Source organism: Saccharothrix syringae (assembly GCF_009498035.1).
GTDB lineage: Bacteria > Actinomycetota > Actinomycetes > Mycobacteriales > Pseudonocardiaceae > Actinosynnema > Actinosynnema syringae.
On record NZ_CP034550.1, the window covers coordinates 9,032,154 to 9,055,190 of the forward strand.

Sequence of the window (23,037 nt, forward strand, 5' to 3'; positions counted from 1 at the left end):
TCCCCCGAACAGGCGTTCGAAAAAGCGTATCGGAACACCGTCGCGGGCCTGTCGGGGAGGGTGCGCACCATGCTAGGTGCGACCACCGACAAAAACCTGACGAGCGGGTACCCGCGATCGTGCGCCAACGGCCCTACCGAGCGGTACTCGACGCCCCTACGCTGGGGCGATAGGCCGTTCGGCCGCATATACGCGGGATGAGGTGCCCATGAGCTTCACTGATGCCGCACAGGCCCGATCCGCCCAGACGAGCGTACCCGCGCCGCGCGGGCACTCGCCCTCGGTCCGGGAAGCCCTCGCCGGGCTCGCCGGGGTGGAGCGGGCCACCGAGGCGTTGTACGAGGTGGTGGCCGGTATCGACCAGACCTCGATGCGGGGTCCGAGCCTGCTGCCCGGCTGGAGCCGGGGGCACGTGGTGACGCACCTCGCGCGCAACGCCGACGCCCTGGTCAACCTGCTGAGGTGGGCGAAGACCGGGGTCGAGCACCCCATGTACCTGAGCAAGGCCGACCGGGACGCCGACATCGAGGAGGGCGCGGGCAGGCTGCCGCAACTGCTGCGCGCCGACCTGGACGCGGCGTGCCAGCGGTTCACCGCGTACGCGCGCGAGCTGCCGCCCACCGCGTGGGAGGCGGAGGTGGACCACCCGCGGCTGGGCGTGCTGCCGGCGCACCGGGTGCCGTGGATGCGGCTGCGCGAGGTGTGGTGCCACCTGGTCGACCTCGACCGCGGCGTCGGGTTCGGCGACCTGCCGCCGGAGCTGGTGGAGGAGCTGGTGGACGACGCGGTCGCCCTGTACGCGGACCGGCCGGGCGTGCCCGCGGTCCGCGTGGAGGCGGTGCTGCCGGACGGGCGTCAGCGCGGCTGGGCGCTCACCGGGGCCGGCGAGGCGTCGCCGGTGGTGAGCGGCGCGGCCGCCGACGTGCTGGGGTGGCTGACCGGCCGCCACAGCGGGGCCCGGCTGGACGGTGCGGCGCCGACGCTGCCGAAGTGGCTCTGAGCGGTGAGCAGCAGGCCGACCACGGCGGTGCGGCGGTTCGCGGTGAGGGCGCGGTGGGCGGGCCGTTCGACGAACCTGGTCAGCAGCCAGCCCAGCAGCACGGCGGTGCCGGTGAACGCCGCCAGCTCGGCCAGCGGGCCGAAGGTCGAGACCGACGCCATGACCACGTAGCCGATCTCCTGGTGCACGAGGTAGACGCCGTAGGAGATGCCGGCCAGCCACCTGATGGGGCGCCGCAGCGCGCGCACCGGGGCGACGTCCCAGTCCGGGCCGCCCGCGGCGGCGCACACGCCGACCAGCAGCACGCCCAGCGCGGTGGTCGAGGCCAGGTCCGCGCTGTGCACGGCCTGGGCCAGCAGGGAGGAGGTGAGCAGGGCGAACAGGTGGCGGTCGCCGAGCCGTGAGCGGGACCACAGCCAGATGGCGATGCCAATGGCGAACAGCTGGGCGCGGTGCACGCCCAGGCCGTCGTAGAGGGTGCGGACCAGGCCGGGTTCGGCGGTCCAGGAGCGCAGCAGCAGGGGGCCGGCGACGAGGGTCCACAGCAGCGCCTTGACCGCCGGGCCGCGCACCCGGGAGGCCAGCAGGGCGCCCGCGGCGAAGCCCGTGACCTGCACCGGGAGCGTCCAGTAGGAGAAGTCGACCAGGCGGACCTCGGGGAACCAGTTCTGCAGCATCAGCGCGTTGAACAGCAGGTCGCGCGGCTCCAGGTGGCTCCAGCCGGGCGGGGCGGCGTACCGGAGCACGGCGTAGGTGCAGGTCGCGGCGACGACGTAGGCGGGGATCAGGCGGGCGAGGCGGTGGCGCAGGAAGCGCGCGGGTGCGCCCTTGGCCAGGGAGGCGCAGGCGAAGAAGGCGGAGATGACGACGAGCGCGCTCGCGCCGAACTCCAGGTCGAAGACGAACAGCGGTGCGCTCAGCTCGGGGTGGACCGAGGGGCCGGCGTGGGTCGCGTGCTGGAGGACCACGCAGAGCACGGCCAGGATGCGCAGGACGTCCCAGTTGATGCGACGTTGGGTAGGCACGAGGTGGAGAACCCTATTCGGTGGAGCGGCGGAGGGCGTTGCCACCCTAGGAGGTCGACCTGTGCGGAACCTGAAGGGTGCCCCGTCGGCTACCGTCGGCCACTGTGGACGTACTAGAGGACTACACCGGGCACGTGTCGCCGGGCGGCCCGGCGACCCGACGCACCCTCGACGCGCTGACCATCACGAAGGTCTCGGTGGGGCCGATGGACAACAACGCGTACCTGCTGGTGTGCCGCGCGACCAACGAGGGGCTGCTCGTCGACGCGGCCGCCGACCCCGGGCGCCTGTCCGACGTGATCGGGCACTCGGTCGACCGGCCCAGGCTCAAGACGGTGGTCACCACGCACCAGCACGCCGACCACTGGGGTGCGCTGGGGGCGGTGGCCGGGGCGAACGGGTCGAACACCGTCGCGCACGAGCTGGACGCGGGCGTGCTGCCGATCCCGCCGGACGTGCTGGTGGAGCACGGGGACGTGGTGCGGGTGGGCGAGGTGCCGCTGGAGGTGGTCCACCTGCGCGGCCACACGCCGGGTTCGATCGCCCTGCTGTACCGCGACCCGGGCGGGCACCCGCACCTGTTCACCGGTGACTCGCTGTTCCCGGGCGGGGTGGGGCGGACCACGTCGCCGGAGGACTTCACCTCGTTGATCGACGACGTGTCGTCGCGGGTGTTCGACGTGCTGCCGGACGACACGTGGTTCTACCCCGGTCACGGGGACGATTCCACCCTGGGGAGTGAAAGACCTCACCTGGACGAGTGGCGTTCGCGCGGTTGGTGATCGCGGTGTGAGGTCGGGCAGTCGACACGGATCGCCCGACCTCACGCAGTACCCGAACCAGGCGGGCAGCCGTGCGGACGAGAGGAGGTACCGCATGTCGGGAGGCGTCAGCGGGGGTGGGCGCCGGCCGCCCCTCCGGCCCGGTCGGCGAGGATCGCGCGAGCCGCGGCGGTGACGTCCCGGTTCGGGTGGTGTTCGGAGATGGCGGACAGCATGTCGTACCGGTCGGGGTGATCGGCGTCGGCCAGCGCTCGGACGAAGCCGATCTGGTCGTCGAGCGGGTGCCCGGTCAGCTCTTCGACCAGCAAGCCGTGTTCGTGCCTGGCGGCGAGGTTTTCCGCCAGCGCGAGGACCACCTCGTGCTTCCGCGCGGCGCTCGGCGCCAACTCGCCGTGGCGGACCAGCCACTCGGTGGCCACGGCCCCCGGCACTCCTCCGGTGGCGCGCAAGCGGCGGGCCTGTTCGACGCCCGGCTCCCCCGTGCGGCTCAGCCCCGACCAGGCCAGCAGGCGGACCGACGGCGACGGCCCGGCCGCGCAGCACTCCGCCAACTCGGCCGCCGCCCGAGCGGCCTCCCTGCTCCCGACCCAGCTCGTCAACGCCGACTCGACCAGCTCGGGGGCCGCGTGCCGCAATGCCCCGCACACCTGGTCCAGCGGCCGATCGGCCAGCTCCTCGACCGTCGGGGCGTCGAAGCCCTCCGCCGACAGCGTTTCCCGCACACCCCACAACCCCAGCGGGGTCAACCCCACGAGCCTCGGGTCGGGGTCCTCCTCACCGGTCAGCTCGGCGATCCCGTCCAGTTCCCACGACTCCGCGGCCACCGCTCCCCCCACCGCCCCCAGCGTCTCCAGCGCCGCGAGCACGCGGTCGAGGTCCCTGCGCCACATCAGCTCGCGGAAGTCCACCGGGAGCCCCCCGACGCCGAAGTCGAACAGCTCGGAGAGCAGGTCCCGGACGTCCTGGACCAGCAACTCCACCGGCAACGGGGTCCCGCCCGCGGTGTAGAGGCCCAGCATCAGTTCGGGCACCACCTCGGGCAGGGCCTCCCCGAGCGGTGAAGGGGCCTCGTAGTGGCTCGTGGGCGCGCACAGCACGTGTCCCACCCCCGGGAAGGCCGCGTACGCCCTCCGCCACAGGTCCAACGGCCGGTCGAGCAGTCCGACCGCGCTCTTGACCGGCACCAACCGGCCCTTGACCACGCGGAGCACGCGGACCGCCCTGGCCCACTCGATCAACAACGACACCTCCGGCAGGTCCGCGCTGCTCCGGGCCCGCTCCAGGAAGGGCTCGTCAACACCCAGCAGTCCGGCCAGCTCACGGGCGTCGGCGACGCGCAGGCGCTTGGTCGCCGTCAACGCGCGCCCCGCACCCACCCACGTCACCAGCACGCGCAGCCGGGTCACCAGGGCGGAACCACCCGCCATGGCGGCCAGGTCGTGGTCGGGGGGCAGGACCACCGGCGGCAGGTGACGCTCCACGCCCTCGCCGGAGCCGGGGTCGGGATCGGCGAGGTCGATGACACCGTCGAACGCATCGCGGCGCATGATCTCGGCCAGCACGTCCTGGTCGTAGTCGACCTCACCGGCCCGCGCCGCCGCCACGAAGCGACGAACACCCCCGCCGTCCCGCGGGTCGACGCCGTGCTCGATCATGCGCGTCGCCCAGAACTTCGCCGGTCCGTAGTTGCGCTCGTCGGCCATCCTCGCGAGGAAGACGGGGGCGACCCGGTCGATCGCGGCGTGCAGCGCGGCCGGGTCGCCCGGCCGGTCGACCGGCGCGGCGGCCAGGAAGTCGACCCAGCGGTGCAGCGTCGACAACACCCCGGGCCACTCGGGCCGGTTCATCGTCACCTTGCGCGGGAACCACTCGGCCAGCAACTCCCGGAGGTCCTCGGCCTCCCACCGGGCGGGATCGCCACCCCGCGAAACCCGCCACTCCAACGCCGCCTCCACCACGAAGGGGTCGGCGTCGCCCGCGGCGGCCCAGCTCTCGAACCCGGCCACCAGGTCGTCGGCGGCCGCTTCACGTGCGCGACGGTCATCGCTCGTGCTCATGCGACCACTATCGCGGACCGCCGGGGACCGGCTGGACGCCGACCCAAGGGCACACACCGTGACCGGCGCCCGGTGGGTCGTCCCCGGCTGCACCCTGTCGGCGGTCGGGGCGGACGTCCTGCTGCGCCGCCGGTGGGCGCCCTCAGCCGACGACCCGGCGCAGCCGCAGCGTCGCGGGCACGGCGGCGGCCGAGGTGAGGGTCAGCGCCGCCCACAGCACCGGGTTGCCGAGCGACAGCAGGGCGGTGAGCAGGGCCGGGCCGGTGACCGCCGGGACCGCCCAGGACAGCTGGAACAACGCACTCGCCCGCCCCTCGGCGCCCGGCGGCGCGGCTGCCGCCGCGGCGGCCGTGGACAGCGGCGCGAAGAGCGCTTCGGCGAACGCGAACGTGACGCTGACCGCGAGGACCACCGCGACCGCGGCGCCCACCGGCAGCGCCGCGACCGGGACCAGGGCGGCGAACGAGCAGGCGAACGCGGTCGCCGCGACGACCAGGCCGGTGCCGCGGGACCAGCGCGCGGCCAGGCGCGTCACGGGTTTCTGCACCAGGACCACGACCGCGGTGCCGATGCCCAACGCCGCCCCTGGCACCCAGTGCGGTCCCTCCAGGACGTCGAGCACGAGGATCGGCAGCATGGCGTACTTGCTCGCGCTGGCCAGCGTGAACAGCACGTGCACGGCGCAGAAGGCGGTGTAGGGGCGGTCGCGCAGCACGGTCGTCCAACCGCCGTGCCGCGCGGCCGGCCGGACGCGCGGCACCCGGACGCCGGCGACCAGCAGCGCGGCCACGCCGAAGCTGCCCGCGTTGAGGTGGGCCAGCAGGTGGTAGGTCGACGGGTCGCCGAGGTCGGGGACCAGCGCGGTGGCGCCGGCGCCGAGGCCCGCGCCGAGGAAGCGGGCGATCGCCTGCGTGCCCAGCAGGTCCTCGGTGCCCCGGCCGGTGGTCAGCGCGGCGGCGACGGGGGCGTTGGCCGTCCAGAAGAGGCGGTCGCCCGCGCTGATCGCGGTGGCCACCAGCGCCACCTGCCACGCGGAGGAGGTCGACGGGTAGCAGGCGAAGGCCACCAGGCGGACGAGGTTGCCCGCCACCAGGACGGCGACCGGGCCGAACCGGTCCACCGGGGAACCCGACAGCGGGCCGGCGGCCAGGCCGAGCAACGCGCCGGTGCTGAGCGCGCCCCCGGCCTCGACCAGGCCCATGCCCTGGCCGTGGACCAGGAACAGGAGCGTGAAGGGCATCCACAGGCCGCTGCCGAGGGCGTCGATCACCGTGGCCGCCATGAAGCGCCGTGCGTTCGCGGGGGTCGGCACCGTGGCCACGGTATGGCCCCGCCGCGTGCGGCGCCTGGTGAACTGCGACGACTTCGGCATGAGCCACGAGGTCGATGCCGCCGTTCGGTCGACCGCGGGATCACCCGCTCGTGCAGCCTGGTGGTGTCATGACCCGTGGCCGCTGCGCCGGCGGCCGGTTCGTGGCGGTCGCCCCGCCTCGGTCGCCGCGAGGTGGGCCCGCGCCGGTATGTTCCGTCGCGTGGAGCAGGTGGTGGAGATCTACACCGACGGCGCGTGCAGCGGGAACCCGGGCCCCGGCGGGTGGGGCGCCGTGCTGCGGTACGGGGCGCACGAGCGCGACCTGTTCGGCGGGGAGTCCTCGGCCACCACCAACAACCGGATGGAGCTGATGGCCCCCATCCGGGCCCTGGAAACGCTCAAGCGGCCCTCGGTCGTGCGGATCTACACCGACAGCACGTACGTGCGCAACGGCGTGCTGTCCTGGATGGCCAAGTGGAAGGCCAACGGGTGGCTGACCTCCGGGCGGCAGCCGGTCAAGAACGTCGACCTGTGGCGGCGGCTCGACGCCGCCGCGGCGCCGCACCGGGTCGAGTGGCACTGGGTGAAGGGCCACGCGGGGCACCCGGAGAACGAGCGCGCGGACCGGCTGGCGGTCCGCGGCGTCCGGGCGGCGGTGGAGTCGGACCTGCGGGCGGACGTCGTCCACGACGGGCGGTAGGCGGGTCGCCCGCCCGCAGGTCCGCGGTTCCCCCCTCCGTCCGCGCCGCTAGATCAGCGGGCAGACGTCGTACATGACGCGGAACAGGCGGGACGACTCCGGTGACTGCTCCGGCGGCAGGTCGAAGTACGCCTCGGCCGCCTCGGCGCACCGGGTGAGCAGGTCGTGCTCGCCGCTCAGGGCGGATTCGCGGGAACGGTGGTCGGCCAGGGCCTGGTCGACCTGCTCCTGCTGCTCCGCCACGCCGGTCAGGGCGAGTTCCCGCTGGGCGCGGGAGACGACGTGCTCGTCGCGCTCGCCCGCCGCGCTCGTGTAGAGCGCGGTGAGCAGGCCGGTGGTGGCGGCGAAGAGCGCGGCCAGGGCGGTCAGGGCGATCAGCGGGGCCCGGTTCGGGCGCGCGACTGGCAACAAAGGGTCCACAGAGGACGGTTCCGGGGACCGGACGGGTGCGGCTTCGGGCTGGTTGCCGCTCAACGGCTCCGGCTCGGCCGCGTTCCCCACCGGCTCCGGCAGCCCGGGGTGCGCTCCGTTCAACGACGGCCGGGTCACGTCAGGACTGGTCACGAGTGCCTCCCGCTCAGCAGTTGTCCGACGCGCGGTCCACGGCGGGCCCCAGCGCGGCGTCGTCGCCGTCACGCGCCGCGATGATCGAGTCCCGGGCCGGTTCGGCGCACCCGCGCAGCTCGGTGTTGCGCGCCTCCAGGTCGGAGATCCGGCCCAGCACCTCGTCGACCTGCCCGCGGGTGTCGGCCAGCCGCTCCTGCGCCCCGGTCAGCTCCCGGTCGGCCTCCTCCAGGTGCGCGACCTGCCGGTCCCGGTCGTCCACCACCTCGGCGTACCGGACTCCCATCAGCACCGACGCGCCGACCAGCAGCACGACGAGCACGCCCAGCACCACGACGGCGGCCCGCGGCCGGGTCGGTGCGGGTGCCTGGTAGGTCATGTGCCCTCCCTCTCGACGACACCGCGAAAGGTAGGGCGGCCACCGGACCCGCCGGCACCCCGCTCCGCCGCCGCACCACCCGTGACCTGCGGGAACGACCTCCCCGTTCCGGGCCGGACCGGGGACGGGGGGCTACAGCCAGCCGTTGTCCCGGGCGATCAGGAACGCCTCCGGGCGGGACGCCGCGCCGAGCTTGGCCACCGCCGCCGACAGGTGGTTGCGCACGGTCCCGGCGGACAGGTGCGCCCGGCGCGCGATCCCCGCCACCGGCGTGCCGTACTCGGCCAGCCGCAGCACCTCCAGCTCGCGCGGGGTCAGCGGGCACGGCGGCGTGGTCAGCGCGTCGGCCGCGAGCGCCGGGTCCACGTACCGCCCGCCGGCGTGCACGCGGCGGATCACGTCGGCCAGGGTGCCGCCCGGCGAGCCCTTCGGCAGGAACGCCCGGGCACCGGCCAGCAGGGCCCGCCGGAGGTGCGGCGGCTTGCCCCGGCCGGTCAGCACGACCACGGCGCACGCCGGCAGCGCGGCCGCCAGCTCGGCGGTCACCTCGAACCCGTCGAGCCGGGGCATCTGGAGGTCCACCACGGCCACGTCCGGCCGGTGCGCCAGCGCCTCGTCCACCGCCGCCCGGCCGTCCGCGGCGTGGGCCACCACCTCGATGTCGGGTTCGAGCCCGAGCAGCGCGGCGACCGCGACGCGGATCAGCTCCTCGTCGTCGGCCAGCAGCACGCGTATCACGTCCGCACGGTCGCCACCAGCGTGAACACCCCGTCCTCCTCCCCCGCGCGCAGCGTGCCGCCGACCCGCGCCAACCGCTCGGCCAGCCCGTCGAGCCCCGTGCCGCGACCGCGACCGCGACCGGCCGACGCGCCGTCGTTGGCCACGGTCAGCCGGACGCCCGACGGCTCCAGCGCGACCTCGATCGTGCACCACCGGGCCCGGCTGTGCCGCAGCACGTTCGTCCCCGCCTCCCGCAGCGCCCACGACAGCTCGTGCGCCACCGCGGGCAGCGACGGCGGGACCGCCACCGTGCACCGCACCCCGGACGAGGTCAACACCCGCGCGATCGCCGCCGCCTGCTCGCCCAACTCCACCGACCGGTAGCCGTCCACGGCCTCGCGCAGGTCGGCCAGCGCCGCCGCGGCCAGCTCCCGCACCCCGCCGGCCTCCGCACCGGCCCGCGCCGCGTCCGACGGTGCCAGCCGCTCGGCCAGCTCCGCCTTGAGCGCGATCACGGTCAGCCGGTGCCCGAGCACGTCGTGCAGGTCCCGCGCGAACCGCAGCCGCTCCTCGATCACGGCCAGCCGCGCCCGCGCCTCGCGCCCCTCCTGCGCCTGCACCATCAGGTCCCACAACCACACCGGCAGCACGTGCACCAGCGCCAGCCCGATGCCCACGCCACCGGCGACCAGCGCCGCCGCCAGGGGCGCCGACGACACCAGCGCCGCGACCACGACGACCCCCAGCGCGGGCACCCACCAGCGCCGCGCCAGCACGGGCGCCGTGCCGACCAGCGCCGCACCCAGCCACGCCCACGTCTCCCACCGCCCGGCCGCGACCGGCGCCACCAGCGGCGGGGACAGCGCGGTCGCCACCGCCAGCGCCACCAGCCGCGGCCCGCGCCGCACCGGCGACACCGCCGCGTGCAGCACCGCGGCGTGGGCCGCGGCGAACAGCAGCACGCCCAGGCCACCGAGCCACACCCACCGCGGCCGCGGCTCCAGCAGCAGCCCGATCCCCGGCCCCACCAGGCTCGTCGACCACGCCACGCCCAGCGACACCAGGGTGAGCACCCGGGCCCGCCGCACCGCGCTCACCATGCGAGCGACACCCCCACGAACGAGTCCACCACCACGCAGCCCAGGGCGTACCAGCGCGGCACGACCAGGTCGGCGCGGAAGTGCGCCAGGTCCCACGCCGCGTGCGCCAGCCAGCCCGCCGCCACCGCGCACCGGCCGACCCCGGGGTCCACCGCCAGCGCCACCGCGGCCACCCCGCCGAACAGCACCACCCCCGCGACCTGCGCGGCGAGCACCGCGGGCCGCCGCGCGAAGCCGCGGGCCAGCGCGAACACCAGGTAGGCCAGCGCGCACGCGGGCAGGCCCCACGTGCCGAAACCGGTCCAGTCGCCGTCGTCGTCCGCGACGATCGCGAACCCCAGCGCGGCGGACACCACCAGGGAGAGCAACGAAGAACGCGTCATGCCCCCACGCTGCGGCCCGCGGCGCGCAATCCCCACCCCCGCGGTGTCACGGGAAACCCGTGCGGAACGCACGGGTCGCCCATGACACCGTCAGAACGCCGACGCGAGCCGCCGCATCCCCTCCGCGATCTCGGCGGGCGTGGCGGTGGTGAAGGACAGGCGCAGGGTCGAGTGGTCCGGTGTGGTGGCGTAGAACGACGCGCCCGGCACGAACGCCACGTCCCGCGCCAGCGCCTCGCGCAGCAGCACCGCCGTGTCCACCTCGCCCGGCAGGGTCAGCCACACGAACATGCCGCCGTCCGGGTCGGTCCACGTCGTGCCCGCCGGGACGGTGTCCGGCAGGGCCGCGAGCATCGCGTCACGGCGCTCGCGGTAGGTCGCGCACAGGCGGGCGACGTGCGCGTCCAGGTCGTGCGCCGCCAGGTACACCGCGGCGGCGGCCTGGTCGACCGCGGAGGTGTGCAGGTCCGCCGCCTGCTTGACCACGACCAGCGTGCGCAGGATCGGCTCCGGCGCGCGCAGCCAGCCCAGGCGCAGGCCGGGGGCGCCGACCTTGGAGAAGCTGCCCAGGTGCAGCACCCGCTCGCCGAACGACGCCAGGGCGGGCACCGGCTCGCCCCGGTAGCGCAGCTCGCCGTACGGGTCGTCCTCGACGACCCACAGGCCGTGCCGCTCGGCGAGCGCCGCGATGGCCCGCCGGCGGGTCTCGTCGAGGGTGCGGCCGGTGGGGTTGGCGAAGGTGGGCACCAGGTACAGCAGTTCGGGGCGCTCGCGCTCGACCACCTCGGCGAGGGCGTCGGGGTCCATGCCGCGCTCGTCGCCGGCGACGGGCACGACCCGCGCGCCCGCGAGCCGGAAGCACTGGAGGGCCGCCAGGTAGGTGGGTTCCTCGACCGCGACCACCGCGCCGGGCTCCAGCAGGGCGGTGGCGATCAGGGTCAGCGCCTGCTGGGAGCCGGTGGTGACGAGCAGGTCGCCCGTCGCGGTGGGCAGGCCGCGGGCGGTGAGCCGGGCGGCGACCAGGGCGCGCAGGTCCGGGTCGCCCTCGGTGGGCGCGTACTGGAGGGAGCGCCGGGACACCGCCCGGCCGAACGCCTCGCGCAGGCCCTCGACGTCGAAGAGCTCGGGGGCGGGCAGGCCGCCGGCGAAGGAGATGACCTCGGGGCGGGCGGTCAGGGCGAGCAGGTCGCGGACCGGTGAGCTGGAGAACGTGCGCGGCACGGGGACTCCTCGGAGAAGACGTGGTCGAACGGGGGTGAACGCGGTGGTGCCACGCCGGGACGGCCGCTCCGAGGGGTCAGGGGCGCCACCACCACCTTACCTTGGGCGCGTGGACCTGGAATCGCACCGCGTGGAGCTGACCGGCTACTGCTACCGCATGCTGGGCGGGCCGTTCGAGGCCGAGGACGCCGTGCAGGAGACGTTCGTGCGGGCGTGGCGCGGCACCTACGACCCGGCGCGCGGGTCGCTGCGGGCGTGGTTGTACGCGATTGCCACGAACGTGTGCCTCGACCTGCTGCGCACCGCCCGGCGGCGGGCCGTGGCGATGGACCTGGCCTCGCCCGCGGCCCCGGGCACGCCGCTGGGCGAGCCGCTGCCCGCGTCGGCGTGGGTGCTGCCCGTGCCGGACGAGCGCGTGCTGCCCGCCGACCAGGTCGCCGCGGACCGGGAGGGCGTGCGGCTGGCGTTCGTGGCCGCGTTGCAGCACCTGCCGCCGCGGCAGCGGGCGGTGCTGATCCTGCGGGACGTGCTGTGCTGGCGGGCCGCGGAGGTCGCCCGATTGCTGGGGACCACGGTCGCGTCGGTGAACAGCGCGCTGCAACGGGCCCGCGCCACCATCGCCGACCGCAGGCCGGAGCCGCTGCGGCCGGTGGACCCCGGCCTGCTGGAGCGGTACGCGACGGCGTTCGAGCGGCACGACGTGCCGGCGCTCGTCGCGCTGCTGCACGAGGACGCCACGACGGCCATGCCGCCGTTCGCGTGGTGGCTGCGGGGGCGGGCGGACATCGCGGCCGTGCTGTCCTTCGGCGGCAGCGGCTGCGAGACCGCGCGGCTGGTGCCGGCGCGGGCCAGCGGCGTGCCCGCGTTCGGCCAGTACCGGCCGGACGGGGAGGGCGCGTACCGGCCGTTCGCGCTGGTGGTCGTGGAGTTCTCGGGCGGGTGCCAGCTGGGCGCGACCACGTTCCTGGGCGACGAGCTGTTCGGGTTGTTCGGCCTGCCGATGAGTTTGCCCGCCGCCGCCCGTAGCAGCGGGTGGGACCACGATCGATCGGGAGGGCTTCGGTGTACGACATCGTGAACGGCGTGCGCACCTGGCACGAGGTGCGCGGCGAGGGCGAGCCGGTGGTGCTGCTGCACGGCGGGTTCGCCGACTCGCGGGACTTCGGGCCGAACCTGGCCCGGCTGGCGGACCGGTTCCGCGTGCACACCGCGGACCGGCGGGGGCACGGCCGCACCCCGGACGTGCCGGGCCCGGTGGGGCTGGACGTGCTGGCGGGCGACCTGGCCGCGTTCCTGGAGCAGGTCGTCGGCGGGCCGGCGCACCTGGTCGGCTACAGCGCGGGCGGCGTGGTGGCGCTGGGCCTGGCCCAGCGGCGGCCGGACCTGGTGCGCAGGCTGGCGGTGCTCAACACCGCGTTCGCCAAGGAGGGCTGGATCTTCCTGCCGGAGGTCGGCGGCGAGCTGCCCGCCGAGCTGGCCGACCGGTACGCCGAGGTGTCGCCGGACGGGCGCGACCACCTGCCGGTGGTGGTGGAGAAGTACGCGCGGGCCGCGCACTCCGACGAGGCGGTGGACCTCGCCGCGATCACGGCGCCGACGCTGGTGCTGGGCAGCGACGACGACATCGTCCACCTGGAGCACACCCTCGCGCTGTACCGGGGCATCGCGGACGCGCAGCTGTGCGTGCTGCCCGGGTCCTCGCACCTGGTGCTGTTCGAGCGGCCGGAGCTGTGCGCGTCCCTGGTGGCCGAGTTCCTGACCACCACGCCGGAGCCGCTGATGCCCGTGCGGCGCGCCGGTTGACAGCGAATATGCCGTAGCGGCTATATTGCCGACATGGCATCTACCTTCGCCGTGCTCGCCGACCCGCAGCGGCGTCGCATCCTCGACGTGCTGCGGGCCGGCGAGCGGCCGGTCAACGACCTGGTCGACGGGCTCTCGGTGAGCCAGCCGACCGTGTCCAAGCACCTGAAGGTGCTGCGCGAGGCGGGCCTGGTCGAGGTCCGCCGGGACGCGCAGCGGCGCCTGTACCGGCTGCGCCCCGAGCCGCTGGCCGAGGTCGACGCCTGGCTGGCGCCCTACCGGCGCATGTGGGAGCGGAGCCTGGACGCGTTGGAACGCCGACTGGACGAGGTGGACTGAGATGGGCGCCGAACTGCGCCGGATCGACGGCAGGCCCGTGCTGCGCTTCGAGCGGGTGCTCGCCCACCCGCCCGCCAAGGTGTGGCGGGTGGTGACCGAACCGCCGGAGCTGGCGCACTGGTTCCCGGCGGCGGTCGAGATCGAGGGGCGGGAGATGCGGTTCTCCTTCCCCGACGAGGTCCTGACCGACGTCATCGACCCGACGTCCACCGGGGAGGTCCTGGAGCTGGACCCGCCCAGGGTGTTCGCGTTCCGGTGGAGCACCGACGTGCTGCGGTTCGAGCTGCTGCCCCACGAGCGCGGCTGCCTGCTGGTGTTCACGGCCGTGCTGGGCGCCGAGCGCGGTGCGGCGCGCGACGCCGTCGGGTGGGACACCTGCCTGGCCGCGCTGGAGGCCCGGTTGGACGACCGGCCGTTCAGCGGTGGTGGGGAGGTGTTGGGGGCGATCGAGCGGTACACGCGCGAGTTCGGGCTGGACACCGGGCGGTTCGAGGACGGGGTGGTGCGGTTCGTGCGCGACCTGGTCTGGCGCCCGCTCGACGAGGTGTGGGCGGTGTTGACCGGGGGCGAAGGCGGGCGCGAGGCCGGGATCGGGACTGCGGCCGGGGCCGGGGCCGGGACTGCGGCTGAAGCCAGGGCCGGGGCTGAAGGCGCTGCCGCGGGCGAGACCGGAACCGGCGTGCCCGTGCGCGCCACCAACCCGCACGTCCCCGCCGGCCCGCTGGTCGAGCGCACCCCGCCGCGCGTCCTGGTGTTCGACTCGCCGACCGGGCGCGTCCGCTGGGAGTTCCGCGCCGACCCCGAGCGGGGCACCTCGGTCGAGCTGACGCACGCGCTCACCGACCCGGCGTTCGCCCCTCAAGCCCTCGCCGCCTGGCACGCGCACCTGGAGCTGTTCTTCGCGGCCACCTTCGGGGAGGTCCGCTGCCCCTGGCCGGAGCGGCGCGTCGCCGAACTGGTCGAGCACTACGGCAGCTGAGCGTCCACCGCGGCGAGGTGGTCGCGGCCGTACGGCCCGTTCTCCAACCCCTCCACGAGCACCGGCGGCAGGTCGGCGTCGATCTCCGCCGACCACGACGCGGCGGCCAGGGCCACGGTCGCGACCGTGTCCACGTCCCCGGTGAACGCCACGCAGGCCCGCAGCACCGCGCTCTGCGAACCGCCCGCGGCCAGCGCGGTCAGCGCCGCCCGCACGCTCATCACGCCCTTGGCGCCGACCGGGCCCGACCACGGCCGGGCCCACACCGGTGAGCCCAACCGGTCCGCGATCCACGCCCCGACGCCGGCCACCGGTCCCAGCCCGAACCGGCAGTAGTGCACGGCGAGCGCCGCCGCGCGGGCCGCGGCCACGCCGTCCGGCGTGTCGTGGGTGACGCGCGCCTGCACGTCGGTGTGGTGCAGCACGTCCGCGGGCGTCGGCAGCAGGCCGAGCGGCGCGGCCCTCATGGCCGCGCCGCTCTTGTCGCTGTCCGGGCGGATGCGGGCCAGGAACTCCTCCCCCGAGCGCACCCCCTCCAGGAACGCCTGGAAACCCCGCGCGTACCCCTGCCGGGGATCGCGGTGGAACGCGGTCACGAACGCCTCGGCCACCGCCTCGCGCGTCCACGGCCGGCCCGACACCAGCAGTTCGGCGAGCGCCAGGGTCATCTGCGCGTCGTCGGTGTACCGGCCGGGCCCCAGGCGCGGGTGCACCGGGTTGCGCACGTACCCGGCGAGGGTGTTGTGCCTGGTCACGTAGGCCGGGTCGGCGTACTCGAAACCCGCGCCGTAGGCGTCGGCGACAGCCAGTTCGACGAGCATGGTGCCCACGTTATAACTGATTCGATATACCCCTTTTCACCCGGTCGAGTGGTACGAATTCCGTGACCAAAGACACCCTGTGCGCGAGAAATCGCGTGTCTTCGGAAACGAGGAACCTTGCGAATCACCAGGTTGATCCCTGCGCTCGCAGCCGCCCTGCTGTCCGTGCTCGCCATGGCCCCGAACGCCTCGGCGGCGCCGGCCGCCGAGGGCGGTGCCACGCCGTACATCATCGGCGGCGGCTACGCGAGCAACGCCCCGTGGGCGGCGCGGCTGTTCTCCAACGGCAGGCAGACGTGCAGCGCCACGATCATCGCGCCGACGTGGATCCTGACCGCGAAGCACTGCGTCAGCGGCGGCGGGCTGTCGTTCCGCATCGGCAGCCTCGACCAGACCTCCGGCGGCACGGTGGCCAACGGCGCGCAGACCTACACGCACTCGTCCGACCTCGCGCTGGTCCGGCTCGACCGCTCCGTCTCCGGGACCTACGCCCGGCTCGGCGCGGCCGGCTCGGTCACGGTCGGCCAGAGCGTGCAGGTCTACGGCTGGGGCGCCACGTCCCAGTGCGGCTCCGAGATCAACTGCCAGTCGCAGTACCTGAAGGTCGCCAACGTGACGGTCACCGGCGGGTGCACCGACGCCTACGGCGGCTCAGCGATCTGCGCCCAGCGCGGCAACGGCATCACCGCGGGCGGCGACTCGGGCGGCCCGATGATGGCGGGTGGCGCCCAGGTCGGCGTCGCCTCCACCAGCGACCGGCAGACCACCACCGCGTACACCAACGTGACGCGGTACCGCTCCTGGATCCAGTCGATCGCCGGCGTCTGACGCCCGGCGGTTCCCCGACCCGGCCCGCTCGCGCCCGCCCCGGACGCGCGAGCGGGCCGTCTCATCGTCCTTTGTGGACCGAGCGGTCGTAGCGCTCGCGGGCGGCGCGCACCTCGTCCGCGTGCTCCGCGATCCACCGGCCCAGCGGCAGCACCAGTTCCAGCATGGCGCGGCCGAGGTCGGTCGGCGCGTAGGTCACGCCCGCGGCGCGGCCGGGCCGCACCTCGCGGCTGACCAGGCCGTCGCGTTCGAGCTGCCGCAGCGTGCGGGTGAGGATGCGGCGGCTCAGGTCGTGGACCGCGCGGTCGAGCTCGTTGAAGCCGTGGGGGCGGTCGGCGAGCAGGACCAGCACCAGCAGGCTCCACTTGTCGCCCACCCTGCCCAGCACGTCGCCGACGAGGCAGGCGGCGCGGTCGTCCGCCGTGACCGGCACCGGGACCAGTGACATGGATGTGCCTTCTTTTGCGTCGTCGTGGCGCGTTGCAGGCTCCAGGTTATGGCGAACGCGGTGATCACGGGCGGCACCAACGGGATCGGGAGGGCGCTGGCGGAGCGGCTGGCGCGCGAGGGGCACGACGTGGTGGTGGTCGGCCGGTCGGCGACCGCCCCGGCGGGCGCGGGGCTCGTGCGGGGCGACCTGTCGACGGTGGCGGGCACGGTGGCGGTGGCCGAGGAGCTGGCCGGGCGGTTCGAGGTGGTCGACCACCTGGTGCTGGGCGCGGGGTGGTTCAACCGGCGGCGGGTGGTGACCGCGGAGGGGCTGGAGCGCACGTTCGCGCTGTACGTGGTGAGCCGGTTCCTGCTGGTGGAGCGGCTGTTGCCGCGGTTGGAGAAGTCGGGCGCGCCGGTGGTGGTGAGCGTGTGCGGGGTGGGGGGCCTGCACGGGGCCGGCATCCAGTGGGACGACCTGGCGCTCACCCGGCGCTACAGCGGGTTCCGCGCGGCCATGCAGGGCGCGCGGGCGGCGGACCTGCTCGGCGCGGGGTTCGCCGACCGGCACCCCGGCAGCCCGGTGCGGTACGTGCTGCACAACCCGATGCTGGTGGACTCGGGCCTGGGGCGGCAGGTCGGTGGGCTCGGCGGGAGGCTCACCGACCTGGGCGCGCGGCTGTTCGGGCGGTCGGTGGACGAGGCGGCCGGGCAGGTGCGCCGGTTCCTGGTCGAGCCGCCTGCCGCGCCGCTCACCGGGTCGAGGGCCGGGAAACCGCTCGACCTGGCGGGGCCCGACTTCGACCGGGACGCCGCCGCGCGGCTCTACCGGGTGCTGGACGGGCTCACCGGCGCCTGACCAGCAGGAGCGTCGTCCCGCCCGCCAGGACCAGCAGGGCGCCCAACGGGGGCAGCGCGGTCAGGGGGGTGCCGGTGTGGGCCAGGTCGGCGGGTTCGGGCTCGGGTCGGGGGGCCGGCCCGGGTTCGGGGGCCGGCCCGGTGGTGGGGATCTCCGAGGTGGGGATCTCCGAGGTGGGGCTCGGGGTCGACGGGGTGGGGGCCGTCGGGGTCGTGGTGGGCGCGGCGGTCGTGGTGGTGGTGGTGGTGGTCGTCGTGGTGCGGCACGAGGGCAGGTCGCCGGTGAACGGGTAGGCGTGGAACTCCTGGCCGCTGTTGGCCGGTCCACCGTGGACCAGTGAGCCGGTGGTGAAGAACCGGCCCGCGGTGCCGGGCAGGGTCACCACCGTGGTGCTGTCCGGGTTGCCGACCAGCACGCTGCCCTGGAACTGGCCGCTGCCGCCCAGGGTGACCGCCGCGGCGTCGGGGAAGTTCCACAGCAGCCGCTCGCGCAGCGCGTTGAACGGACCGCCGTCGGTCAGCTCGCCGCTGTAGGTGGCGATCGACCGGGCGTCGCCCACCAGGTTCACCAGCACGGTCGCGCCGTCCGGCACGCCCTGGAACGCGATGCCCTGCGCCCCGCCGCCCGAGGTGAGGTCGAAGTCCACGGTGAACACCTGCAACGCGGAGGTGCCGTCACCGGTGAACAGGGTCCGGTACCCCTGGTTGACCGCGGTGCCGGTGGCGGCGGCGCGGGCGTAGCACCGGGACGCCCCGGTCAGCTCGGCGGCCACCCCGGCGTAGGGCGCGAACGCCCGCGGGTCCGGCCGGTCGGTGCCGGTGACCTGGCCGGTCAGCGGTCCCGCGTGGTGCACCACGCCGCCGTCGGCGAGCAGGCGCTGTCCCGTCGCGACGGTCACCGCGCCCCCGGTGACCAGGAAGTCCGAGCCCCCGGGCGGTGGCACGCGCGAGCCGGCGCCGACCACGCCGACGTTGTAGACCGCCGAACCGGTCTCCTTGGCCTGGTCGAACGTCCCGCCGACCACCACCCTGCCCTCGGCCTCGGCCGCGCCGCCGCGCACCCGGAAGTCGCGGCCGACGAAGATGGTGACGGCCTCGTCACGACCGGCGAAGTCGCCGTTGCCGACCGGCGGGAACGGGTCGGGGCAGGCGGGGCCCAGGCACGGGCCGAGCCCGCCGGGCAGCGGGTCGGCCGTCCCGGTGCCGACGAACGCGGCGGCGGCGACCAGCGCGGCCGCGGCGGCGAGGCCGAGCGGGTGGGTGCGCGACATGCGCCGATGCTGTGGCCGTCGGTGGCCGCGCGCCCGCCGGGAGCGGCGGAACCGCCCGAGGGGGTGACCCGCGCCGCCGCTGCTCCACGCGGTGGGATTCCCGCTCCCACCACCGCCAGGGGCGATCTTGTCGGGATAATCGACCCCATGGGGGAGCACGAGGAGCACCGGGCCGCGACGCACAACTCGATGTCCGGCGAGGTCTCCGGGCACTCGGTGCAGGCCGGGTCCGTCCGCAACCTCTACATCGGCACCCCGCCCCGGCGCAGGGCGCTCCGCGCGGCCCTCTGGATCACGGTGCTCGCGCTCGCCGCGGCCGCCGCCGTGACGCTCGTCGTGCTGGACCCCTTCTCCACCACCCCGTCGGGCACGTCAACCGGCACGGCGGGCAGCTCCGGCGCGCCGACCACCGAGCCCACCCCGCCGGCCACCTCCACCCCCGCGGCCGACGCGGTCCGCTGGACGGGCACGGTCAACCTGACCTACCTCGACCTCGACGCCAAGCCCGCCGGGGTGTTGTCGAGCAACACCGGTGCCAGCGCGTGGGTCAACTACGACCACGTCCGGGAGGAGGCGACGCTGTACGGGTCGGGCGGCGGGTTCCTCACCACCGACCCCACCGTCGCCCGGTGGGACGGCCCGGGCGAACCGGGCCCGGACGAGTGCCGGGAGCTGATCGCCACCCAGGGCGTCGAAACCCTGCCCGTCACCGAGGAGAGCCGGTTCTGCGCCTCGACCGCGAAGGGCAGGGTCGCCTTCCTGGACGTGCTGGCGTTCGACCCCGACAGCGACGCCTACAAGGCCCGGGTGAAGATCTGGGACGCGGGGTCGCGCTGAGCCCCGCGCGACGGCCCGCCGTGCCATGCTGGCGCGGTGCGACCCGAGGAACTGGCCCACCTGCGCCGGGCGCGCGACCTGATGGACCGCGAGTACGCCAAGCCGCTGGACGTCCCCGCGATGGCGCGCGCCGCGCTCATGTCGCCCTCCCACTTCACCCGCCAGTTCAAGCTGGCCTACGGCGAAACCCCCTACAACCACCTGATGACCAGGCGGATCGAACGGGCCAAGGCCCTGCTGCGCCGCGGCGACCTCACCGTCACCGAGGTGTGCGTGGCGGTCGGCTGCACCTCGCTCGGCTCCTTCAGCACCCGCTTCACCGAACTGGTCGGCGAGACGCCCAGCGCCTACCGGGCCCGGTCGCACCGGGAGCTGGCCCCGGTGCCCGCCTGCTACGCCAAGACCGCCACCAGACCGAGCAGATTTCGAGAAGCCGCGGTGTGACCGACCGGCCTAGGTTCGCCGCATGAACCTCACCCTCTCCCACACCTTCGTGCTCGTCCGCGACCAGGACGAGGCGCTGGCCTTCTACCGCGACGTGCTCGGCCTGGAGGTCCGCACCGACGCGCGGCTGGAGGACTACCGCTGGGTCAGCGTCGGCCCGGTCGACCAGCCGGAGCTGGAGATCGTGCTGGAGAACCCCGGCACGGGCCGTCCCGGGGACGACGCGACCACCCTCGAGGAGCTGCTGGCCAAGGGCTCGCTCAGCGCGCTGATCTTCCGGGTCGACGACTGCGACGCCACCTTCGAGAAGCTGCGCGCCGCGGGCGCCGAGGTCATGCAGGAGCCCGTGGACCAGCCGTACGGGGTGCGGGACTGCGCGTTCCGCGACCCGTCGGGCAACCACCTGCGCTTCTCCGGGCCGCTGCCCGGCTGACGCGCCGGGCCGGGTCGTGACACGATCGAGGCGTGCCGACCAGCCCGCGTGACCGCGACGAGCAGGGCCGGGCCCGCAACGCGCGACCGCGCGACGGGCTCGGCCGCCCGCTGCCCCACGGCGCGCCGGGGGTGGAGCGCCAACCCGAGGGCGTGCCGCGCACCCCGGCGGAGGCGCTGGCCGAGGCCCAGCGGCTGCTCGACGTCGGGCGCCCGTTCCACGCCCACGAGGTGCTGGAGGACGCGTGGAAGGCCGCGCCCGGGCCGGAGCGCGAGCTGTGGCGAGGGCTGGCGCAGCTGGCCGTGGGCCTGACGCACGCCGCGCGCGGCAACCCGGCCGGGGCGTCGGCCCTGCTCGGCCGCGGGGCGCGCAACATCGCACCGTTCCGCGACGACCCGCCGCACGGGGTGGACGTGGCCGGGCTCGTCGCCTGGGCCGCCTCGGGGGTCGGCGTGCCGCGGTTGACCGGGGGGTAGGGCGGGCCGTCGTGACGCGGTCCCGGAGTGGCCGTTCGGGGTGACCACCCGGTCCGGCGAGGTGGCGCGGCTGCCACCCGGGCCGGGGCGGTGGCGCGGCGACCACCCGGGCCAGGGCGGTGGCGCGGCTGCCGCCCGGTCCGGCGAGGTGGCGCGGCGACCACCCGGGGCCGGGAATTGGGCCGAATGCCCGCTTCGGCGAGGTCGCGGCCGGGTAATTCCGGGGCAACGACTAATCCCGGGAGGCTCCAGTGCTTGCGATCATCGCCGCGGTCATCTTCGGGTTGGCCCTCCTGCTGGACCTGGCCAACGCCTCGCTCGGCGTGCTGGACGGCGGCACGCTGGTGGTGGCGGGCCTGCTCTGCCTAGCCCTGCACATGGCCGGCGTGGGTGCCGGCGCGCGGTCGTTCGGCTTCCGCCGCCGCCGCGTCTGACCCCACCGGGCACTCCCGCGACGGGGGCACTCCACCGGGTGCCCCCGTCGCGCCGCCTAACCCGCCTCGCGCGGCGGCACCGACAGCAGGCAGGCGACGCACGGCATGCCCTCGGGTTCGGGCAGCAGCTCCGCCGTGCCGACCTCGATCCGCTCGCCGCACAGCGCCACCAGGGCGGACAGCGTGCCGTCCGGCATCGGCACGAGGTGGCAGCTGCGCTCGCGCTCGCCCCCCGCGTCGTCGCGCCTGCGCACGAGCAGCACGGGGTCCCGCGCGCGCTGGGACGCGTTCACGGCGCCACCGGTCCGGCGGGTGGGGTCGTGCGGTCCGCGTTGATCACGTCCGGCTTGGTCACGCCGCACATCGTGGGCGGCGCGACCGGGCGCACCCCAGGGTCGATGCCGAATCGGAGCCGCGGTATGCGGAAAACGCATACCGCCCTCAGCGCACTCCCCGCGCGAGTTCGGCGACCTCCGGCGCGCCCTCCCACGGGCCCAGCCGGCCCAGCTCCTGGAGCACCTGCGCGGAGCGGGTGGCGCGGGCGGCGTCCAGGGCGTCGTAGGCCAGCGACACGGCCTGCTCGGCCTCGCCCGCCATGGCGTGCGCGTGGGCGAGCTTGGCCAGGTGCACGCCCTGCTCCCACAGGCACATCCGCCGCCACAGCCGCTGCTGCACCTCCTCGTAGACGCGGATGGCGCGGCCCGGTTCGCCCAGCTCCAGCCAGCAGGCCGCGCGCTCGACCTCGATGTGGTCGGCGGTGAAGCAGTAGCCGATCCGGTACTCGTCCCCGGTGGGCGCCTCGCCCCGCGCGTACTCGGCGGCGGCGCGGTCGAGGCGGTCCATGCACGCCTGGTCGCCCGCCAGGGCCAGGCCGCGGGCCTCCTGGCCCAGCGCGATGGCCCGCACCACGGGGCTCAGGTCCGGTTCGCGGGACGCGGCGCGGGCCAGGCCGAGCACGCGGTCCACGTCGCCGTCGGCCTCGGCCAGCCGGGACATCCGCACGTAGGCGTAGGCGACCACGTCCCGGTCGTCGGCGGCCTGCCCCTGCTCCAGGGCCCGCACCGTCCACCGCCGCGCGCCGCGCGGGTCGTCGCTCTCCTCGTGCAGCCAGCCGAAGAACTCCGCGTAGGTGGCGGCGATGCCCAGCAGCTCGCGGCGCTGCTCGCCGCGCGCCGAGCGGCGCAGCGCGTCGACGAACTCGTACATGGCGCGGACGGTCGGCATCAGCGGGCTGGACCCGCGCCGGTCGTGCGCCTCGTTGAGGACGCGGCGCAGCACCATCAGCCTGCTCATCGCGTCGGGGTTCACCGGACCGCCGGGGCCGCTGTCGAACACGGCCGCCCGGGTCAGCGCCATCAGGGCGTCGACGTCCACGCCGACCAGCCCGTCGACGCCGTCGGGGAAGCCGGGCACCGACCGCCGCAGGCGCCGCGCCTCCACCGGCACGGTCTCCTCGGCCAGGCCGAGCAGGTGGGCCGGGATGCCGAGCAGGCGTTGCAGCGGGCGCAGCACGCGCACGTCGTAGGCGATGTTGCTGCCCGACTCCAGCCGGGAGATGGCCGACTGGGAGAACCCGGCGAGCGCGCCCAGCTCGTCCTGGCGCAGGCCGTGCGCGCGGCGGGCCACCGCGACCACGGCACCCGGTGACTGGTTGCGGACCGCCTCGCGGACCTCGCGGCCTTCCCACAGCGACGGCGGCAGCGGCGGCAGCGGTCCGGTGGTGAACACCGAGGCGGGACGCCGGGCGGGCGGGTCGTTGCGGTCGTCTGGCATGTCAACCCCCTCCCCACGGCGGCTCCCGAATCCTGGCACCACCCCCGGAGCGGGAACACCGCCGTTGTG

The 23,037-nt window shown here is 75.3% G+C and carries 27 protein-coding genes and 1 pseudogene; 14 read left to right on the forward strand and 14 right to left on the reverse strand.

The annotated features are described in order from the left end of the window. Positions 1 to 208: 208 nt before the first annotated feature. Positions 209 to 886: pseudogene (locus tag EKG83_RS37625) on the forward strand (maleylpyruvate isomerase N-terminal domain-containing protein); the annotation flags it as partial. Here EKG83_RS37625 and EKG83_RS48695 read toward each other — a convergent pair. Next, positions 856 to 2,025 (reverse strand): acyltransferase family protein, encoded by a 1,170-nt coding sequence (locus EKG83_RS48695; protein WP_033435281.1) that lies wholly within the window; start codon positions 2,023 to 2,025, stop codon positions 856 to 858. The pseudogene EKG83_RS37625 and the gene EKG83_RS48695 overlap by 31 nt on opposite strands. Before the next feature lie 104 nt (positions 2,026 to 2,129). Here EKG83_RS48695 and EKG83_RS37635 point away from each other — a divergent pair, with 104 nt between their 5' ends. Beyond that, entirely contained in the window at positions 2,130 to 2,807 is a 678-nt protein-coding gene (locus tag EKG83_RS37635) for an MBL fold metallo-hydrolase (protein WP_033435282.1), read from the forward strand. Between the two features lie 107 nt (positions 2,808 to 2,914). Here EKG83_RS37635 and EKG83_RS37640 read toward each other — a convergent pair whose 3' ends face one another. After that, complete coding sequence (locus tag EKG83_RS37640) at positions 2,915 to 4,864, reverse strand: hypothetical protein (RefSeq protein ID WP_153278700.1); 1,950 nt, start codon at positions 4,862 to 4,864, stop codon at positions 2,915 to 2,917. Between the two features lie 142 nt (positions 4,865 to 5,006). Further along, the gene (locus tag EKG83_RS37645) at positions 5,007 to 6,176 is read right to left on the reverse strand and encodes an MFS transporter (protein ID WP_228122361.1); all 1,170 of its coding nucleotides are present in this window, start codon (positions 6,174 to 6,176) and stop codon (positions 5,007 to 5,009) included. A gap of 220 nt (positions 6,177 to 6,396) precedes the next feature. Here EKG83_RS37645 and rnhA point away from each other — a divergent pair, with 220 nt between their 5' ends. Beyond that, positions 6,397 to 6,876 carry a ribonuclease HI gene (gene rnhA, locus EKG83_RS37650; RefSeq protein WP_407690741.1) on the forward strand — a complete coding sequence of 160 codons (480 nt, stop codon included), beginning with the start codon at positions 6,397 to 6,399 and terminating at the stop codon, positions 6,874 to 6,876. 48 nt (positions 6,877 to 6,924) lie between these two features. Here rnhA and EKG83_RS37655 read toward each other — a convergent pair whose 3' ends face one another. The 6 genes from EKG83_RS37655 to EKG83_RS37680 all read right to left on the reverse strand — a co-directional run bounded on the left by EKG83_RS37655 (position 6,925) and on the right by EKG83_RS37680 (position 11,243). Further along, on the reverse strand, positions 6,925 to 7,284 hold the full coding sequence (locus EKG83_RS37655) for a hypothetical protein (RefSeq protein WP_033435285.1): 360 nt from the start codon (positions 7,282 to 7,284) through the stop codon (positions 6,925 to 6,927). Between the two features lie 169 nt (positions 7,285 to 7,453). Then, the gene (locus EKG83_RS37660; RefSeq protein WP_033435286.1) at positions 7,454 to 7,819 is read right to left on the reverse strand and encodes a hypothetical protein; all 366 of its coding nucleotides are present in this window, start codon (positions 7,817 to 7,819) and stop codon (positions 7,454 to 7,456) included. Positions 7,820 to 7,951: 132 nt separating this feature from the next. Continuing rightward, the gene (locus EKG83_RS37665) at positions 7,952 to 8,557 is read right to left on the reverse strand and encodes a response regulator transcription factor (protein WP_033435287.1); all 606 of its coding nucleotides are present in this window, start codon (positions 8,555 to 8,557) and stop codon (positions 7,952 to 7,954) included. Beyond that, positions 8,554 to 9,639, reverse strand: a complete 1,086-nt coding sequence (locus EKG83_RS37670) for a sensor histidine kinase (RefSeq protein WP_033435288.1) — start codon at positions 9,637 to 9,639, stop codon at positions 8,554 to 8,556. Before EKG83_RS37670 ends, EKG83_RS37665 begins: the two co-directional genes overlap by 4 nt. Then, complete coding sequence (locus EKG83_RS37675) at positions 9,633 to 10,022, reverse strand: hypothetical protein (RefSeq protein ID WP_153278701.1); 390 nt, start codon at positions 10,020 to 10,022, stop codon at positions 9,633 to 9,635. The genes EKG83_RS37670 and EKG83_RS37675 overlap by 7 nt, the downstream gene beginning before the upstream one ends. 90 nt (positions 10,023 to 10,112) lie before the next feature. Beyond that, the gene (locus EKG83_RS37680; RefSeq protein ID WP_033435289.1) at positions 10,113 to 11,243 is read right to left on the reverse strand and encodes an aminotransferase-like domain-containing protein; all 1,131 of its coding nucleotides are present in this window, start codon (positions 11,241 to 11,243) and stop codon (positions 10,113 to 10,115) included. Positions 11,244 to 11,352: 109 nt separating this feature from the next. Between EKG83_RS37680 and EKG83_RS37685 the strand changes: the two genes are divergently transcribed. From EKG83_RS37685 to EKG83_RS37700, 4 genes are read left to right on the forward strand one after another with little or no spacing between them, the layout of a single operon-like run. Beyond that, positions 11,353 to 12,321: a sigma-70 family RNA polymerase sigma factor gene (locus tag EKG83_RS37685; RefSeq protein WP_051766929.1), complete on the forward strand. Its 969-nt coding sequence runs from the start codon at positions 11,353 to 11,355 to the stop codon at positions 12,319 to 12,321. Beyond that, a complete protein-coding gene (locus EKG83_RS37690; protein ID WP_033435290.1) occupies positions 12,306 to 13,046 on the forward strand; it encodes an alpha/beta fold hydrolase in 741 nt (246 codons plus the stop codon). The genes EKG83_RS37685 and EKG83_RS37690 overlap by 16 nt, the downstream gene beginning before the upstream one ends. Before the next feature lie 33 nt (positions 13,047 to 13,079). Beyond that, complete coding sequence (locus EKG83_RS37695; RefSeq protein WP_033435291.1) at positions 13,080 to 13,385, forward strand: ArsR/SmtB family transcription factor; 306 nt, start codon at positions 13,080 to 13,082, stop codon at positions 13,383 to 13,385. Position 13,386: 1 nt separating this feature from the next. Next, positions 13,387 to 14,364 (forward strand): SRPBCC family protein, encoded by a 978-nt coding sequence (locus EKG83_RS37700; protein ID WP_033435292.1) that lies wholly within the window; start codon positions 13,387 to 13,389, stop codon positions 14,362 to 14,364. On the opposite strand, the gene EKG83_RS37705 is transcribed toward EKG83_RS37700, so the two are convergent. After that, positions 14,352 to 15,185, reverse strand: a complete 834-nt coding sequence (locus EKG83_RS37705) for an ADP-ribosylglycohydrolase family protein (RefSeq protein ID WP_033435314.1) — start codon at positions 15,183 to 15,185, stop codon at positions 14,352 to 14,354. The two genes, EKG83_RS37700 and EKG83_RS37705, sit on opposite strands and share 13 nt — an antisense overlap. Before the next feature lie 174 nt (positions 15,186 to 15,359). On the opposite strand from EKG83_RS37705, the gene EKG83_RS37710 reads away from it, so the two are divergent. Continuing rightward, positions 15,360 to 16,013 carry a S1 family peptidase gene (locus EKG83_RS37710; RefSeq protein WP_211269294.1) on the forward strand — a complete coding sequence of 218 codons (654 nt, stop codon included), beginning with the start codon at positions 15,360 to 15,362 and terminating at the stop codon, positions 16,011 to 16,013. A 61-nt stretch (positions 16,014 to 16,074) separates the two neighbouring features. Here EKG83_RS37710 and EKG83_RS37715 read toward each other — a convergent pair whose 3' ends face one another. Beyond that, entirely contained in the window at positions 16,075 to 16,461 is a 387-nt protein-coding gene (locus EKG83_RS37715) for a winged helix-turn-helix transcriptional regulator (RefSeq protein WP_033435294.1), read from the reverse strand. A 48-nt stretch (positions 16,462 to 16,509) separates the two neighbouring features. On the opposite strand from EKG83_RS37715, the gene EKG83_RS37720 reads away from it, so the two are divergent. Next, positions 16,510 to 17,301, forward strand: coding sequence for an SDR family NAD(P)-dependent oxidoreductase (locus EKG83_RS37720; RefSeq protein WP_033435295.1), 792 nt, complete (start codon positions 16,510 to 16,512; stop codon positions 17,299 to 17,301). Here the strand turns inward: EKG83_RS37720 and EKG83_RS37725 are convergent. Continuing rightward, positions 17,288 to 18,571: a choice-of-anchor A family protein gene (locus EKG83_RS37725; protein WP_033435296.1), complete on the reverse strand. Its 1,284-nt coding sequence runs from the start codon at positions 18,569 to 18,571 to the stop codon at positions 17,288 to 17,290. The two genes, EKG83_RS37720 and EKG83_RS37725, sit on opposite strands and share 14 nt — an antisense overlap. 147 nt (positions 18,572 to 18,718) lie before the next feature. Between EKG83_RS37725 and EKG83_RS37730 the strand changes: the two genes are divergently transcribed. From EKG83_RS37730 to EKG83_RS37750, 5 genes are all read left to right on the forward strand, one after another. Then, complete coding sequence (locus EKG83_RS37730; RefSeq protein WP_033435297.1) at positions 18,719 to 19,408, forward strand: hypothetical protein; 690 nt, start codon at positions 18,719 to 18,721, stop codon at positions 19,406 to 19,408. Positions 19,409 to 19,489: 81 nt separating this feature from the next. Then, positions 19,490 to 19,852 carry a helix-turn-helix transcriptional regulator gene (locus EKG83_RS37735; protein WP_051766934.1) on the forward strand — a complete coding sequence of 121 codons (363 nt, stop codon included), beginning with the start codon at positions 19,490 to 19,492 and terminating at the stop codon, positions 19,850 to 19,852. Positions 19,853 to 19,874: 22 nt separating this feature from the next. After that, positions 19,875 to 20,285 (forward strand): VOC family protein, encoded by a 411-nt coding sequence (locus EKG83_RS37740; protein WP_033435299.1) that lies wholly within the window; start codon positions 19,875 to 19,877, stop codon positions 20,283 to 20,285. Positions 20,286 to 20,317: 32 nt separating this feature from the next. Further along, positions 20,318 to 20,761: a DUF309 domain-containing protein gene (locus EKG83_RS37745; RefSeq protein WP_033435300.1), complete on the forward strand. Its 444-nt coding sequence runs from the start codon at positions 20,318 to 20,320 to the stop codon at positions 20,759 to 20,761. Between the two features lie 251 nt (positions 20,762 to 21,012). Beyond that, positions 21,013 to 21,195 (forward strand): hypothetical protein, encoded by a 183-nt coding sequence (locus EKG83_RS37750; protein ID WP_033435301.1) that lies wholly within the window; start codon positions 21,013 to 21,015, stop codon positions 21,193 to 21,195. 56 nt (positions 21,196 to 21,251) lie between these two features. Here the strand turns inward: EKG83_RS37750 and EKG83_RS37755 are convergent, their stop codons facing one another. Beyond that, positions 21,252 to 21,488, reverse strand: coding sequence for a hypothetical protein (locus tag EKG83_RS37755; protein WP_033435302.1), 237 nt, complete (start codon positions 21,486 to 21,488; stop codon positions 21,252 to 21,254). 148 nt (positions 21,489 to 21,636) lie between these two features. After that, the gene (locus tag EKG83_RS37760; RefSeq protein WP_033435303.1) at positions 21,637 to 22,968 is read right to left on the reverse strand and encodes a helix-turn-helix domain-containing protein; all 1,332 of its coding nucleotides are present in this window, start codon (positions 22,966 to 22,968) and stop codon (positions 21,637 to 21,639) included. Between the last annotated feature and the right edge of the window lie 69 nt (positions 22,969 to 23,037).